This is a genomic window from Micromonospora sp. NPDC023888, from assembly GCF_040639415.1.
Classification (GTDB): Bacteria; Actinomycetota; Actinomycetes; order Mycobacteriales; family Micromonosporaceae; genus Micromonospora.
The window spans coordinates 58726-73736 of sequence record NZ_JBEZZW010000024.1 but is presented as its reverse complement, the minus strand read 5'-3'; the positions used below and the strand labels follow the sequence as shown (position 1 = coordinate 73736).

The following is a 15011-nucleotide window of genomic DNA, read 5'->3' as shown; positions in this document are numbered from 1 at the left end:
CGACGACGCCAGGTCAGATCCAGCCCGCCTCGCCGGCCATCCGCACGGCCTCCACCCGGGTGCGCGCGCCCACCTTGCGGGTGATCCGACCGAGATGGTTGCGGACGGTGCCACGGGTGAGCCCGAGCGCCGCCGCCACCTCCGCGACCGGCGCCCCCGCCGCCGTCAGCCTCAGCACCTCGGTCTCGCGGCTGGTGAGCGGGCCGTCCGAGCGCAGCGCCGCGACGACGAGATCCGCGTCGAGCACCGGCTCCCGGCGGGCGAGCCGGCGAATGCCGTCGATGACCCGGTGCGGGGCGGCGTCGCTGGGCAGGATGCCGACCGTCCGGGTCGAGCGGAACATGCCGCGCAGCCGCCGGGCCCGCTGTGGGTGGGCCAGCACCAGGACGGGGCACTGGCCGAGTCGGTTCGACTCGACCCCCTCGACGAAGTCGAGGTCGGCCACCACCACGTCGGGGCGTTGGGCGCGGACGGCCGCGGAGACGGCGTCGCCGCGATCGACCTCCGCCACGACGCGGATGTCGTCCTCGGCGGCGAGGACGAACGACAGCGCGCCCAGCACCAGGGCACCGTCCAAGGCGAGCAGGGTACGGATCACGATGAGCCTTCCCGTACTCCGATTGGTGATCACTCAACGTCAATATTCAAACACGCATGCGTCGGGTCCGCACGGCGACGGGGCGGGCCCGGGCACCTTCGCCGGACCCGCCCGCACGGCTACAACCAGCCGTTACACCGGGCGCGCCACACCGCTTCCAACCGGTTGCGCGCTCCCGTCTTGCGCAGGATCACCGACAGGTGGTTGCGCACCGTTCCGTGGGCCAGGTAGAGGCGGGCCGCGATCTCCTTCAGCGGCAACCCTTCGGCGGCCATCCGCAGCACGTCCATCTCCCGAGGTGTCAACGGGATCTCCGGAGGGCTCAGCACCGCGACCGCCGCGGCCGGGTCGATCGCCCGTTCCCCGGCCGCCAGCGCGCGGATCGCCCGCACCAGCTCCGCCAGGGAGCTGTCCTTCCCGACCAGGCCGCGTGCGCCGGCCGCCAGCGCCGCCTCCACCAGGGTGGGGCTCCACCGTGGGCTCATCGCCAGCACGGCGGTGTGCGGCGCGTCGGCGCTGATCCGGGCGACCACCTCCACCGGGTCGGCCAGCTCCGGCGTCAGCGCCAGCACCACCACCTGGGGCCGGCACCGCCGGACCACAGTCAGCAGCTCGCCGACACCCTCGACGTCGGCGACCACCTTCATGTCCTCCTCACCTGACAGCGCGGCGCAGAGCGCACCGCGCAGCAAACCCATGTCCTCGGCGACGACAACGTGGATCACCACGTTTCTCCGATCTCAGGTACGCGTCACACCGGCCACCGATCCCGGAACATCCACGGGTGGTCAGGGCGGTCGTGCGCGACGGACGGATAGGCATGGCCCGCGGCACCGTCACGGTGGACGGGCACGGGCGCTTGTCGACCAGACCAGCGGGTGGAACGGCCGTGCGGGCCAGCCACCCGGGGTCGGTCGACCCGCCTCAGCCCGGACGGGCGATCGGAGCTGGAGCGCGGCTCCCGACGAGAAGTGGCACGAGGTCACCGGGCTGGCCGGCGCCGAGGTGCGACTGCCGGTCGGTCGGCCGGACCAGGCCCGGTGCGGGCGGCGATCCGTTGTCGGCGCCAGCGGCGTCCTGGTCGGTGGGCGCGACGGGTCGGCCCGGACGGTAGGCCTGCGGGGTCACCGGATCAGGGCGCGCGGCATGGTGCCCCGTCGAGGCCCTGAAGCTGGGGGGCGCGGGGCCGACGACGGACATCGCCGGTGGCGCGGCCGGGGGTGGCACCGCCGCGGCGCGTACCGCCGCCAACGCCGGTTGCGCCGGTTCCGTTGATGACGCCGGCACGGTCGGCACGGTCGGCACGGGTGTCGGGTCAGCCAGCGGCACGGTGGCCGACCGGCGCGTTGGGGGAGCGGGCCGGGCGGGTGTCGCCGCAACGACCGCCGCGTCGAGAGCGGGTGGCAGAACGGCAATGGTGACATGGCAGAGCGCCGTGACGACCGGCCGGATCGGCACTGCGGTCACGATGTCGACGACGTGCGGCACTGCGCTCACGACGTCGACGACGTGCGGCAGTGCGCTCACGTCGACGAGGTGCGGCAGCGGCGCGGTGATCAGGTCCGGTGCGGGCGTGTCGGCCGATCCGTGTAGCGCGGGCAGGTCGGGTGCGGCGAGGGCCGGCTGTCGTAGCGGATCAGCGGGCGGCCGGACTGCGGGTACGCGGTGAGCTGGACTTTGAGCCGCGCGGGCGGGGGAGGCTGGCCGGTGTCGCTCGGGCTTCGCCGCGCCGGGTGTGTCGACCCGGGACGGCGGCACGGACACCTGCGGCACGCCCGTCGACAGTCGAGATCCCGGGGCGGGTGTCGCGTCGCGGGCGGCGACGACGCCACCGATGGTCCCGGAGAGCGAGGCGTCGGGGCTACCGCCGCGGCGGTCGTCGACACCGGCGGCTCGCTGGCGGTCCTGGTCGGATCGCGCCGCCTCGGTGAGCCGCGCGACCGGCTCGAGCAGGCCGCCGAGCCGTAGCTGAGGCTCGGCTCCGGAGCCGCGGCCCGTCCCGTCGGCGGCGGCCGGCCCCTGGAACAGGGCGGCCAGGAGGAAGCCGGCCCCGACGGCGGCCGCGAACAGCACCACCCGTCGGGCGAGTCTGCGCAGTCGGTCGGCCGCGAGCGGCGCGGATCGGCCCGGCGCGGACGACGGCGCGGTTCCGTTGACGGGACTTCGCACGCGGGCACGACCCCCTTCCCTCTGGATTGCTGACCCATAGTAGCTATGCACTCACGTATATGCATCCGGTGACGTGTGTCGACAATCCGCCTCGCTCTGCCACGGGAGGGAACCCCCCGAAGGAGGGAGGCGTCGTCGTGCCGGCGCGACGATGGTGCTGGTATGCCCGCCTTCAGAGGTCCGCGCTGGGCGTACGGCGCCCTGGCCTGGTTGATCTTCTTCGTGGTGTCCCATGTGCTCCTGGTGTTCTTTCCCGGCGACGATCCGACAGGCGACGGACCCTGGAGTACGCGGGCCTACGTGATCTTCAACGTCGTGCTCATCTCGATGTCTGCGGTCGGGGCCGCCGTCGTCCTCGCCACCGCCCGTCCCTGGGGTCGACACCTTCCCCGGTGGTTGCTTCTGCCGCCGCTTCTGTGTGGCAGCATCCTGCTCGTGATCCGGGGCGTTCCCGGGATGGCCGAGAACCTGCTGATGGTCACCGGTGTCCGTCGCGGCGGCTTCGTCGGAGCGGAGGACATCTCCACCGGCGAGTTCTGGGCCGGCCTCGGAATCAACACCTACTTCTTCGCCGGGGCCGTGTTGCTGATGGGCGCAACCGTCTCCTACGGTCGCCGATCAGCGACCCCGTGAACCGCGTGCCTCGCTGCCGTCGGCGTTCGCCGTCGGTTCGTTCCGCCGGTAGGCTGCGTCGGCGGCCTCAGCCACCTCCTCGCGCACAGTGAGCACCGGTGCACCGACCGACGCACCATCGAGGCCATTCCCGTAACCCGGACGAGAGGCGGACCACGACGTGACGGCGGTACCAGACCAGCTGCCCACGGCTGCGGATCCGGCGGGCGCCGGGCCGGGCGGGGCAGAGGAGGATCTGCGGGCGTTGTTCGGGCAGTCCACCGCCGTCTTCGCCTCGCTGGCGGGCCCGGAGCATCTGGTCGAGACGGCGAACCGGGCGTTCTTCGCCACCATCGGCGGAGAACGGGCTCGCACCGGGGTGGCGCTTGTGGACCTGATGCCCGAGCTGGCCGGTCAGGGCTTCATCACGCTGCTCGACCGGGTCTACCGCACGGGTGAGCCCCACACCGGCAGTGACGTCCGGGTCCTGCTGGGCACCGGCCCGCAGGCGCGGGAGGCGTTCTTCGACTTCACCTACGAGCCGCGCCGGGACGTCGCCGGTCAGGTCTGCGGGGTCCGGGTGCTCGGCGTGGAGACCACCCAGGTCAAGCACGCCCAACGGCTGATGGCCGAACACCGTGCCCTGTTGGAGCAGATCGCCCGTCAGGCCCCCCTGACCGAGGTGCTCGACGGGATGGCCCGCTGTATCGAGAATCTGGCACCGCAAGAAGTGCTCGTCTCCGTCCTCCTCGCCGATCCCGACGGTCGGCACCTGCGCCACGGTGCCGCACCCAGCCTCCCCGACTTCTACAACGAGGCCATCGACGGGATCGCCACCGGCGAAGGCGTCGGCTCCTGCGGCACGGCCGCCCACCGCCGGCAGCCGGTGATCGTCACCGACATCGGCACCGACCCGTTCTGGGACGACTTCCGGCACCTGGCCGAGCAGGCTGACCTGTCGGCCTGTTGGTCCACGCCGATCCTGGCCCGCGACGGCGGCCTGCTTGGCACCTTCGCCATGTACCACCGCACCCCGCGCGCCCCGCAGGACTCCGACCTCGCCCTCGCCCGGGTCTTCGCCGGCACCGCCGCCCTGGCCATCGAGTGTCACCACAGCGAGCAGGCCCGCCGGGCCGCCGAAGCGCGGGCCAGGTCAGCCCATGACGAGCTGGCCAGGGTGCTACGCGTGGAACGGGAGTTGCGCGCCGAGGCCGAGCAGCGGGCGACCGCCGCCGCGGAACTCGCCGCCCGGATGCGCGCCGCGGCGGCCGCGCAGGCTGCCATGCCGCACCCGGAGCAGTGCGAGCTGGGTGGCGCCCTGGGATGCACCGCCCCGGCCGAGATCAAGATCGCCGATTCGTGGGGCGACGCGGCGTGGGGCTGCTCGGCCCACGTCGAGGAAGCCATCCTCAACGTTCGGTCGGTCTTCATCGCCAGCGAGGAGCTCGGTGGCCTGGCCGCGTACCTCAAGCGCTAGCCGACGGCGAGGACGCGTACCCGGGCGCCTGAGGTAGCGTCGGCGTCGTGCTGCGGCGGTGGATCTTGGCGATCGTGATGGTGGCGTGCGGCGTGCTGGTCCTGGTGACGCAACTGGCCGCCGGTCTGCCCGCCGTCGGCGCCGTCGAGTTGGTGGTCTTCCTGGCGTTGGCATTCGTGCTGTCGCCGTGGGCGTTCCCCCGCTCGGTGGACGCCGCCGAGGCGCAGCGGGCCAGCGCGGCGGACGGGCGACCGGTCGTGTACTGGCGCCCCGGGTGTCGTTACTGCCTCCAGCTCCGGTTCTCGCTCGGCCGGCTCGCCCGACGGGCGCACTGGGTGGACATCTGGCACGACCCGGCGGGCGCCGCCGTGGTCCGGGCGGTGGCCGGCGGCAACGAGACAGTGCCTACCGTCGTGCTCGGCGGGCAGGCCGTCGTGAACCCCGACCGGGCCTGGCTCCGCGAGCAGCTCCGCTCGGGCGGAGCATGACCGAGGGCGACGGACCGTCGCCGCCACGCCAGAGGATGACCGGTCGTCGCGGCGACGGGGGAGCATCGGCGGCCGGTTACGGCAAACCTGCCCCGAACCACCTCGGGTGCCGGCACGATGAGATGGATTCGCTGGGTGGCACGGTGAGCGGGGGTCGGCCGTGAACGACGGATTGGTGACCAGGCGGAGTGCCCACGACGTCGCGGAGACAGTCTCGGCGCTGCGGGCCGAGGCGGAACGCGTGGGCGCTGCGGTGGCGGCGGTGGTCGACCACGCGGCGGCCGCTCGCAAGGCTGGGCTGAGCATGCCCGACACACAGGTCATCATCTTCGGCAACCCGCAGGCGGGCACGCCGCTCATGCAGGCCCGTCCCGAGATCGCCATCGACCTGCCGATGCGACTCATGGTGCGCGACGACGGTCAGCCCGGCTCGCTGGTCACCTGGCAGGACCCCGCGTACCTCGCCCAGCGCTACGGACTGGGCGAGGATCAGCTCGCACCCCTGAACGCCCCGGCCAAGATCGCCTCGGCGGTCGAGGGTCGCTGACGGCGGCCCCGGCTCAGCCGCTCCAGCGTCGCGGCGGCGACCAGGCCGTACGCGACATACGGCAGGGCGTCCTCGACCAGCCCTCGGTGAGCGCGCCGTGGAACCGCCCGTACACGTCCCCGGGCCGGGCTGCTGATCGGAATCGGCTCTGTTAACTTCCTCGATACCCTGCAGGGGCCGCTCGGGGAGAGGTCGTTGATGGTGAAGGACGTCACGTCGATACGTGTGGTCGCCTATTTTCCGTGCCAACTGTCTGTGGAGACCGCGTCCTGGCGTGCCGATTCGACCCGGTGGAGTGTCACCGACGGGCTTACCGACCTGGCGTTGCAGCCGTACGGCCAACGGCTGCTCGACGAGCTGCTGGGCAGCATGCCGCGGCCGACCATGGAGATCAGCGGTGGCCCGGAGGTCCTGCGGAGACCCGGGGAGGAGGAGATCGAGGCAACCCTGCTACCCAGCACGGCCGCTGGCGCGTGGCGGGTGATCTCCGCCCGGATCAGTGTCTGGAACGTCGACTGTGGCCTCCTGTGCATCACCTACCAGGTGCCGGACGGCATCGTCGACGGCACCGACGACGTGGTCGCCGAGGTCGCCCCGGCGGTTCAGCGGATGCTGCCCGCGGTGACCCGGTTGCTCCGTGCCGTCCTGCCGCCGGTCGGCGAGGACGAGGTGTTCGTCCTCTGGGCCAACACCACCTTCGCCGTCCAGGTGGCCCCGGAGTGCGATCCGGCGCGGCGTCGGGCCATCGCCGAGCTGTTGACCCCGGACGGGCTCGACTGCACGCCCGACGGGGCCCGGGATGCGGTGTTGCGGATCGGCTCGCACACCACAGCGGTGGTCACCGACTTCGGGTCCCGTCCGGCCCTGCTGCTGTCGCGGTTGACCGGCGTGCATCATGTCTGCTGGGCAGCGGCCCTGCGGTACGACGCGGTGTTGTCGGCGGAGCTGTCCCAGATCGACCCGGGCCGCGCCGACCTGTCCATGACTGCGCTCGAAGACCAGGCCGAACGCATCCTCACCGGTTACCACCGGATCCGCCTGTTCCGACTCGGATATTCGTCGGTGGAGGCGCACCTCGACGCGGCCGCCGGAGCCGTCTGGAACGCCCTGGAGCAGCAGTGGAAGTTCCGACTCGTCCTCACCACGCTTGACGAGCGGCTCGACTTCGTCCGAACGCTGCACCAGCAACTGGTCGGCCGGCTTCAGGACCGCCGATCCCGTCTGCTCAACGAACTGGTCCTGGCGTTCACCTTCCTCAACATCTTCGCCATCGTGCTCGCCGCCCTGACCTTCGTGGCGCTGCCGAACATCGACGTGGGGCTCGTGGCGTCGATGATCGGGTTGGTGATGCTGCTGGTCAACCTGAGCGCCTACCTCGTCTTCCGGCGTCGGATCAACGACCCGGTTCGAAACCCGCGCGCGTCATCGTCGGTGTCGACGCTGTCCTGAGCGGCCGACGATCGTCCCCCACGGGTGGGGCGACAGTAACCCGGCAGGTGGCAGTCGGCCCTGGTGACGGTGGTTGTCCGGCAGACGCCCGCGCCCGCGCTCGTGCCTGGTCGATCTCGGACGCATGATCGACCGCCCACTCACCGAGGGCGATGACCAGCGGGAGAAGTGAGTGACCCAGGCCGGTGAGCGCGTACTCGACGCGATCCGGCATCTGTTGGCGGCTGATCAGTCCATCGGCCTCCAGCGTCCGCAACGTGCGGGTGAGGATTCGCCGGCTCAGCCCATGAACGGTGCGATCGAGTTCGTTGAAACCGTACGGACGCTCGTGGAGCACGGCGAGAATGAGGACTGTCCACTTCTCGCCCACACGTCGCAGGACGTCGGTCGCCGCGCACGACGCACGGTCGGCCAGGGTCACGGGTAGCGGTAGTGCCGGTGACATCGATGTGCCTTCTTTCCGCGAACTCGGGCGAGACCCACGATGAAGTATGCGCACAGTGGTAATCACGGGCGGGACACGCGGCATCGGCGGAGCACTCGCTGACAGGCTGCGGCAAGCCGGAGACCGGGTCGTCGCGATCGGCAGTGCCGACGCCGACCTCACCTCGGTGCGGCAGACCGCCGCACTGACAAACCGGCTCCCCGACAAGATTGACGTGTTGGTGCTGGCAGCCGGACGTTTCGACAAGCGGCGGGTCGTCACCGACGAGGGTTTCGAGCAGACCTTCGCGATCTACGTCCTCAGTCGTTATCTGCTCGCCGAGCGGCTTCGCCCCGCGTTGGAACGTGCAGAGGCGCCGCTCATCCTCAACCTCTGCGGCACCGGTGGAATCCGGGCCGGCCGAATCAACTGGAACGACCTGCAGCTTGCCGATGGATACAGCCTGTTCAAGGCCACCATGCAGGGCGCACGCGCAAACGACCTCCTGGGAGCGGGCTTCGCGGACGCGCATCCGGAGAGCCAGATCCGATACGCGCTCTACAACCCCCTGTTCGTCAACAGCGGTATGCACCGCCAATTCGGCCAGCCGACACGCGCCATCGTCGGCGCGTCAGCCGCCCTGTTCGGATCGTCAACCGACACCTCAGCCGCCCTCCTGGCCGCCCTGCTGGCCCAACCGCCGACCGCCCCACTCACGGCGCTGCGTCGCGGAGCGCCGGTGCCTCTCACCCGCCCGGAGTTCGACCGCCCGGCGGCCGCCCGGCTCTACACGTTGCTTGCCGAGCTGACCGAGCCTCATCGCGTGTGATCGGTTCAGGTGACCGTCGGCACCGCGCCCCGCGTGCTGCTCCGGCGGGCGGCGACGGCTCCTTGGCGCAGCAGCGGCAGCAGTTGCGTGCCCTGACGATCGATCTCCGGTAGGTAGGGCGTGTCGGAGAGCACGAAGTGCGTGATGCCGAGACGCTCGTACCTGCGCAGTGACCGCGCCACGTCCTCGGCCGAGCCGACCAACCAGGTGGTGCCGGCTCCGCCGCCGCCGTACCTGCCGGGTGCGGTGTAGAGGTTGTCGTCGAGCACGTCTCCGCGCGCGGCGAGGTCGAGCAACCGCCGCTGGCCGACGGCGGCCTGCCAGTTCGGGTTGCGTTCGATGCCGCCGGCACGCTGCGCCAGCTTGGCGACCTTCGCCTCGGCGTCGGCCCACGCCTGGTCGGTGGTGTCCCGGACCAGGGTGGTGATCCGTAGCCCGAACTCCAACGGAGCGTGCTCGCGCCCCAGTTTCTCGCTGAGCCGCTTCAGCCGCTCGATCCGCTCGGCCACGCCGTCGAGCGGCTCGCCCCAGAAGAGCTGGACGTCGGCCTCGGTGGCGGCCACCTCCTCGGCGGCGGCCGAGGCGCCACCGAAGTACAGCGGTGGGTGCCGGCGCTCGCCACGGACGACCGGTCGGGGCGCCAGGGCCGAGTCGGTGACGCTGAAGTGCGCGCCGCGATAGGTGACGCTTTCGGCGGTCCACAACCGGCGTACGATCTGGATGAACTCCCGGGTCCGGGCGTACCGCGCGGCCTGGTCGCCGTCGCTGTCGCCGTACGCGGCCAGGTTGTCCTTGCCCGACACGATGTTGACGAGCACCCGCCCCTGGGTGAGGTGGTCCAACGTCGCGGCGGCGGCGGCGAAGTTGGCCGGACGCCAGTAGCCGGGCCGGATCGCGATCAGCGGTTGGAATGTCGTCGTGCGGGCGGCCAGCGCGGCGGCGACAGTGAAGGTGTCGGGGCGACTCCAGCCGGTGCCGATGAGCGCGCCGGACCACCCGTGCTGCTCGATGGCCCGGGCATGACTGGTCAGGGTGTCGAGACTGTTGTGGTGCTGGACGACGTCGTCGCCGCGGTGTCCAGGCTCGACCTGGTTGGGGATGTACCAGAGGAACTTCGACGTCATCAGCCGTTCCTCCCGCCGCGACGCCGGTGCGCCGGGTCGGTGAGCGACGGCGGTTGGTATCCGGCGTCGGCAGGGTTCAGCGTGGTGCCCGGCGGGACGATGGCGTCGATGCGGTCCAGCACGTCGCGGGACAGGGTCACCTTGGCCGCGCCGAGCTGTGACTCCAGATGGGTGAGCGTGCGCGGGCCGATGATCGCCGACGTGACGGCCGGGTGCTCCAGGACGAAGGCGACGGCCAGGTGGATCAGCGACAACCCGGCCTCGTCGGCGAGGGCGGCCAGCTTGTCGACGGCGGCGAGCTTGGCGGCGTTCGCCGGCCGGGTCGGGTCGAACCGGGCGGGCAGGCGGTCGGCCCGGCGGGAGATCGGGGCGTCGAGCTTGCCGTGGTAGCGCCCGGAGAGCCATCCGCCGGCAAGCGGGCTCCACGGGATCACCGCCAGCCCGTGGCGCTGCGCCACCGGCAGCACCTCGCGCTCGATCTCGCGGGCCAGGATGGAGTACGGCGGCTGCTCGCTGACCACCCGTTCCCGGCCACGCCGCTGCGCGAGCCACTGACCCTCCACGATGGCGGACGGTTCGAACGTGGAGGTGCCGATGTAGCGGACCTTGCCCTGGCGGACCAGGTCGGTGAGCGCGCCCAGGGTCTCGTCGAAGTCGGTGTCCGGCTCCGGCCGGTGCACCTGGTACAGGTCGATCCAGTCGGTGCCCAGCCGCCGCAGACTGTTCTCCACCGCCCGGAAGATCCAGCGGCGGGAGTTGCCCCGGTGCTGCGGGTTGTCGCCCACCTGGCCGTGGAACTTGGTGGCGAGGAAGACGTCGTCGCGACGCCCCCCGGCGAGGGCCTTGCCGACGATCTCCTCCGACTCGCCATGGGAGTAGACGTCGGCGGTGTCGATGGCGTTGATGCCCGCGTCGAGCGCCCGGTGGATGATCCGGATGCCGTCCTCGTGGTCGGGGTTACCCCGTTGGCCGAAGTTCATCGCGCCGAGCGTCAGCGAGCTGATCTGTACGCCGGTGCGTCCGAAGGGTCGTTGGTCGACCATCGTTCGTCCTCTCCAGGTGGTCAGTGGGAAGCGGCGGCGAGCCGCCGGGCGGACTTGTTGACCGGGCGGGGCAGCCCGTAGTGGTCGCGCAGGGTGGTCCCGGTGTACTCGGTGCGGAACAGACCCCGGCGCTGGAGGATCGGCACGACGTGGTCGACGAACGTCTCCAGCCCGGACGGCAGCACCGGCGGCATGATGTTGAAGCCGTCGGCGGCGCCGCTGCGGTACCACTCCTCGATGGCGTCGGCGACCTGCTCCGGCGTGCCGGCGAAGGTGCGGTGCCCGCGTCCGCCGCCGAGTCGGCCGATGAGCTGGCGTACGGTCAGTCGTTCCCGCCGGGCCAGGGTGACGATGAGCGTGTACCTGCTCTTGGCGCCCTGTATCTCGTCCTCGCTGGGCAGGTCGGCGGGCAGTTCCTTGTCCAGGTCGAGGTCTTCCGGTGCTACCCGCAGCGTGGTGGCGAGCTGAGCGCGCGCGTACTCGGGTTTGATCAGCCGATCCAGCTCCTCCTCAAGCGCGCGGGCCTCCGCCTCGGTGGCGCCGACCGCCGGCACGATGCCGGGCAGGATCTTGACGGTTTCCGGGTCGCGGCCGAACTGCGCGGCACGCCGCTTGAGGTCGCGGTAGAAGCTCTGCGCCTCGGCGAGCGTCTGCTGTGCGGTGAAGACGGCCTCGGCGTACCGGGCGGCCAACTCCTTGCCGTCCTCGGACGAGCCCGCCTGCACCAGCAGGGGATAGCCCTGCGGTGAGCGGGGCACGTTGAGCGGGCCGGCTACCCGGAAGTGCCGTCCGACGTGGCGGGGCGGGTAGAGCAGGCTGTCGTCGCCCCACCGGCCGGCTTCCTTGTCGCCGAGGGGTGCTTCGTCGTCCCAGCTGTCCCAGAGCTTGAGCGAGACCTCCAGGAACTCGGCGGCCCGCTCGTAGCGGTCCCGGTGGGCGGGCAGCTCGTCCAGGTTGAAGTTGCGGGCCGCGTCCACGCCGGCCGTGGTGACGACGTTCCACCCGGCCCGGCCGCCGCTGATGTGGTCAAGCGACGCGAACCGGCGGGCCAGGTTGAACGGCTCGTTGTACGTCGTCGAGGCGGTCGCGATGAGCCCGATGTGCTGTGTCGCGCCGGCCAGTGCGGTGAGCAGCACCGTCGGTTCGAGGGTGCCCGCCGGCCGCCGACCGATGCTGTTCCAGAGCACCGGGCTGTCGGCGAGGAAGAGCGAGTCGAGCTTGCCCCGCTCGGCGATGCGCGCCAGGTGGGTGAAGTGTTCGACGTCGGTCTGCGCGAACGGATCACTCTCCGGCAGCCGCCAGGCCGCCTCGTGGTGGCCGACGCCCATCAGGAACGCGTTGAGGTGCAGCATTTTCATCCCTCCGTCGGGTCGACGCCGAGTGCGCGGAGCAGGGTTTCGCGGTACGCGAGGAATTGCGGCTGCCGGTACGAGCGTGGCGCCGGCAGGTCGATGGCCAGGTCGACGGCGATCCGGCCGGCGTCGAGCAGCAGCACCCGGTCGGCCAGGGTGATCGCCTCGTCGACGTCGTGGGTGACGAGCAGGACCGTGGGCCGGTGCCGGGCGCACAGTTCCCGCAGCAGGCCGTGCATGCGGAGCCGGGTCAGCGCGTCCAGCGCACCGAACGGCTCGTCGGCGAGCAGCAGGTCCGGCTCGGACACCAGCGCCCGGGCCAGTGCCACCCGTTGCTGTTCGCCACCGGACAGCTCGTTGGGCCAGGCCCGCTCCCGCCCCGCCAGGCCGACCTCGGCGAGTGCCGCCTGCCCGCGCTTGTAGGCGTCCGGCCCGCGCAGGCCGAGGACGACGTTGTCCAGCACCCGCTGCCAGGGCAGCAGTCGGGCGTCCTGGAAGACGACCGAGGAGTTCTCCGGGACGTCGACCAGGCCCGAGCCGTTGGCGTCGCCGTCCAGGCCGGCGAGCGCGCGCAGCAGGGTGCTCTTGCCCGAGCCGCTGCGGCCCAGCAGGGCGACGAACTCGCCCGCGCCGATCTCCAGGTCGAACCCGTCCAGGACGACGCGATCCCCGAAGCCGCGGATCAACCCCTCGACCTGGACGGTACGGGTGGCGGTCAGTCCGCCATGGTGCGTCGCCACGACAGGGCCCTCCTCTGCGCGAGCCGGACGGCACCGTCGGACAGCAGCCCGAGCAGTCCGTACAGGACGAGTCCGACGATGATCACGTCGGTCTGGCCGTACTCGCGGGCCAGTTCCATCATGTAGCCGATGCCGCTCGTCGAGTTGATCTGCTCGACGACCACCAGGGACAACCACGCTCCGACCACCGCGAACCGCATGCCGAGCAGGAAGCCGGGCAGCGCGCCGGGCAGCACGATCCGGCGGATGAAGGCGGTCCGCCGCAGGCGCAGCGACTCGCCCAGCTCGACGTACCGGCTGTCGATGGTGCGCAACCCGTTGTGGGTATGTATGTAGACCGGAACGAACACGCCCAGCGTGATGGTGATGACCTTCATCTGCTCACCGATGCCGAACCAGAGCACGAGCAGCGGGATCAGCGCGAGGGCCGGGATGGCCCGCTTGATCTGGATCGGGCCGTCGAGGATGGCCTCACCCCACCGGCTCAGGCCGGCGAGCACGGCCAGCACGATGCCGACGACCGTGCCGATGGCGAGGCCCAGGCCGGCCCGTTGGGCCGAGATGACCAGGTTGTCCTGGAGTCGGCCGTCGGCGATGAGGTCACCCGCCGTCGTCACCACGGTCCAGGGCGCCGAGAGGGTACGGCTGTCGATCCAGCCGCCTGCCGAACCGGCCGCCCACACCGCCAGGAGCAGGAGCGGACCGATCGCCGCCCCGAACGGGATGGGACGACCCGGCTTGAGTCGACGCCGCGGGCGGCCGGCGGGAACGGTGACGGCTGGCCGGGGCCGGCTGAGTGTCGAGGCGGTCACTTGGCACCTCCCGCGGCCAGGGCCTCGGCACCGACGGATTCGTACCGTCGGTCGTACAGGTCCTCGGCCCTGAGAGGCTTGTTGCCCGTCTCCTTGGCCAGCAGATCGATGGTCTCCTGGTGCCGGCCGATGGCCTCCGTCCAGCTCGCCGGGATGTCGGCGATGCCGCCGTTCTCGACAAGCCACCTGCCGTCGTCGACGGTCAGGCCCTGGTCCTTGACGTAGTACCGCTCGATCCACTCGTCGGGATTGGCCTCGCGCCACCGCCAGGCCCGCGCCCACGCCTGCACGTACTCGCGGATCGCCGCCGCCTTGGCCGGGTCGCCGAGCACGCTGACCGGCGCGTACAGGTGACCGGGGTCGTCCCGCAGTCCGTGCGTGATGGCCGTCGCGCCGTCCCGGGCGTACTTGGTCTCGTAGCGTTTGATCTGCACGCCTCCGATCGGCGCCACCTCGACCTGGCGGCTGGCGAGCGCTGTCGCGTAGACGTCGCCAGTGCTCGGCAGCTCGACCAGCTTGACGTCCTTCTTGCTGAGGCCGGCCTTGTGCAGCACCCGCAGCACCAGCGCTCCCTGCGCCTGCCCCGGGCTGTACGCGATCTTCTTGCCCCGGAGGTCGGCGAGGGTGGCGACCGTGACGCCGGGTGCGATGCCGAGCCGGTAGATGGCGTGGTTGAGCGGGTCCTGGCGGTACTTCGAGGCGACGATCTTCGTGGGGATGCCCGTCCAGTGCGAGTGGATCGGCGGGATGTCCGCCACCGCCCCGACGTCGAGCGCCTTCGCGCGGAATGCCTCAAGGGTCTGTGGGCCGCCGCTGATGTTGGCCCACTCCACCTGGAAGGACAGCTTCTCCGCCTCCCCGGAGAACTCGATCGCCTTCTGGTGCTCCTTGTCTCCGATGACGAGCTTGGTGCCCTTCGGTACGTCAGGCGGCAGTGGCGCGCCGGCGGCCAGGGCCACGGCGGGTGTCTCGTCGCCGGCGCAGGCGGTCAGGCCCAGCGTGACCACGCCGAGGGTGGCGGCCAGGATGGCCCGGCGATCCAGGAGGGGTGGTGACGTCACTTGCGACTCCTTCGTAGCTGGTTGCACGACGGGACCGCGCCCCACGTGGACGAGGGGCGGCACCGTCGCCGTGACTGCCGATCAGTGGCTCGACGAGCGCGATCGCGTACGCGCCGGCGGGCACCCACTGGGTGACCCGACAGGAGCCGGCGATCGGCTCGGCGCGCATCCGTTGATCGGTTCGACGAGGCGGCTGCCGGTCGTCGTCGAGCCGGCGGCGCCGCGGGTGGGGGAGGCGGGTAGCGCTCGCTCAGCGGCAGCAGCCGCAAGCGGCGGTCCAGCTACG

The 15011-nt window shown here is 71.4% G+C and carries 16 protein-coding genes; 6 read left to right on the top strand and 10 right to left on the bottom strand.

What is annotated here, in order from left to right; all coding sequences use genetic code 11:
• Positions 1 to 13: 13 nt before the first annotated feature.
• The 3 genes from AB0F61_RS21415 to AB0F61_RS21405 all read right to left on the bottom strand — a co-directional run bounded on the left by AB0F61_RS21415 (position 14) and on the right by AB0F61_RS21405 (position 2767).
• On the bottom strand, positions 14 to 598 hold the full coding sequence (locus AB0F61_RS21415; RefSeq protein ID WP_357812271.1) for a response regulator transcription factor: 585 nt from the start codon (positions 596 to 598) through the stop codon (positions 14 to 16).
• Positions 599 to 717: 119 nt separating this feature from the next.
• A complete protein-coding gene (locus tag AB0F61_RS21410) occupies positions 718 to 1323 on the bottom strand; it encodes a response regulator transcription factor (protein WP_357812269.1) in 606 nt (201 codons plus the stop codon).
• A 199-nt stretch (positions 1324 to 1522) separates the two neighbouring features.
• Positions 1523 to 2767: a hypothetical protein gene (locus tag AB0F61_RS21405; protein WP_357812267.1), complete on the bottom strand. Its 1245-nt coding sequence runs from the start codon at positions 2765 to 2767 to the stop codon at positions 1523 to 1525.
• A gap of 162 nt (positions 2768 to 2929) precedes the next feature.
• On the opposite strand from AB0F61_RS21405, the gene AB0F61_RS21400 reads away from it, so the two are divergent.
• The 5 genes from AB0F61_RS21400 (at position 2930) to AB0F61_RS21380 (ending at position 7340) form a co-directional block, all read left to right on the top strand.
• Complete coding sequence (locus AB0F61_RS21400) at positions 2930 to 3400, top strand: hypothetical protein (protein ID WP_357812265.1); 471 nt, start codon at positions 2930 to 2932, stop codon at positions 3398 to 3400.
• Positions 3401 to 3560: 160 nt separating this feature from the next.
• Positions 3561 to 4856 carry a GAF domain-containing protein gene (locus tag AB0F61_RS21395; protein ID WP_357812263.1) on the top strand — a complete coding sequence of 432 codons (1296 nt, stop codon included), beginning with the start codon at positions 3561 to 3563 and terminating at the stop codon, positions 4854 to 4856.
• Between the two features lie 47 nt (positions 4857 to 4903).
• Positions 4904 to 5344, top strand: coding sequence for a glutaredoxin domain-containing protein (locus AB0F61_RS21390; protein ID WP_357812261.1), 441 nt, complete (start codon positions 4904 to 4906; stop codon positions 5342 to 5344).
• A gap of 175 nt (positions 5345 to 5519) precedes the next feature.
• On the top strand, positions 5520 to 5891 hold the full coding sequence (locus tag AB0F61_RS21385; RefSeq protein WP_357812259.1) for a DUF302 domain-containing protein: 372 nt from the start codon (positions 5520 to 5522) through the stop codon (positions 5889 to 5891).
• 198 nt (positions 5892 to 6089) lie between these two features.
• The gene (locus AB0F61_RS21380) at positions 6090 to 7340 is read left to right on the top strand and encodes a hypothetical protein (protein WP_357812257.1); all 1251 of its coding nucleotides are present in this window, start codon (positions 6090 to 6092) and stop codon (positions 7338 to 7340) included.
• Here AB0F61_RS21380 and AB0F61_RS21375 read toward each other — a convergent pair.
• Entirely contained in the window at positions 7285 to 7785 is a 501-nt protein-coding gene (locus AB0F61_RS21375; RefSeq protein ID WP_357812338.1) for a helix-turn-helix domain-containing protein, read from the bottom strand. The two genes, AB0F61_RS21380 and AB0F61_RS21375, sit on opposite strands and share 56 nt — an antisense overlap.
• Positions 7786 to 7951: 166 nt before the next feature.
• On the opposite strand from AB0F61_RS21375, the gene AB0F61_RS21370 reads away from it, so the two are divergent.
• Positions 7952 to 8593 (top strand): short-chain dehydrogenase, encoded by a 642-nt coding sequence (locus AB0F61_RS21370; RefSeq protein WP_357812255.1) that lies wholly within the window; start codon positions 7952 to 7954, stop codon positions 8591 to 8593.
• A 5-nt stretch (positions 8594 to 8598) separates the two neighbouring features.
• Here AB0F61_RS21370 and AB0F61_RS21365 read toward each other — a convergent pair whose 3' ends face one another.
• Genes AB0F61_RS21365 through AB0F61_RS21340 form a run of 6 tightly spaced genes read right to left on the bottom strand, consistent with a single transcriptional unit; the run spans position 8599 to position 14725 of the window.
• Positions 8599 to 9717, bottom strand: coding sequence for an LLM class flavin-dependent oxidoreductase (locus tag AB0F61_RS21365; protein WP_357812253.1), 1119 nt, complete (start codon positions 9715 to 9717; stop codon positions 8599 to 8601).
• Positions 9717 to 10760, bottom strand: coding sequence for an aldo/keto reductase (locus AB0F61_RS21360; RefSeq protein WP_357812251.1), 1044 nt, complete (start codon positions 10758 to 10760; stop codon positions 9717 to 9719). The genes AB0F61_RS21365 and AB0F61_RS21360 overlap by 1 nt, the downstream gene beginning before the upstream one ends.
• A 20-nt stretch (positions 10761 to 10780) precedes the next feature.
• Entirely contained in the window at positions 10781 to 12112 is a 1332-nt protein-coding gene (locus AB0F61_RS21355; RefSeq protein ID WP_357812249.1) for an LLM class flavin-dependent oxidoreductase, read from the bottom strand.
• Positions 12113 to 12114: 2 nt separating this feature from the next.
• Positions 12115 to 12852: an ABC transporter ATP-binding protein gene (locus AB0F61_RS21350; RefSeq protein WP_357812247.1), complete on the bottom strand. Its 738-nt coding sequence runs from the start codon at positions 12850 to 12852 to the stop codon at positions 12115 to 12117.
• Complete coding sequence (locus AB0F61_RS21345; RefSeq protein WP_357812245.1) at positions 12828 to 13664, bottom strand: ABC transporter permease; 837 nt, start codon at positions 13662 to 13664, stop codon at positions 12828 to 12830. The genes AB0F61_RS21350 and AB0F61_RS21345 overlap by 25 nt, the downstream gene beginning before the upstream one ends.
• Entirely contained in the window at positions 13661 to 14725 is a 1065-nt protein-coding gene (locus AB0F61_RS21340) for an ABC transporter substrate-binding protein (protein WP_357812243.1), read from the bottom strand. Before AB0F61_RS21340 ends, AB0F61_RS21345 begins: the two co-directional genes overlap by 4 nt.
• Positions 14726 to 15011: the final 286 nt, after the last annotated feature.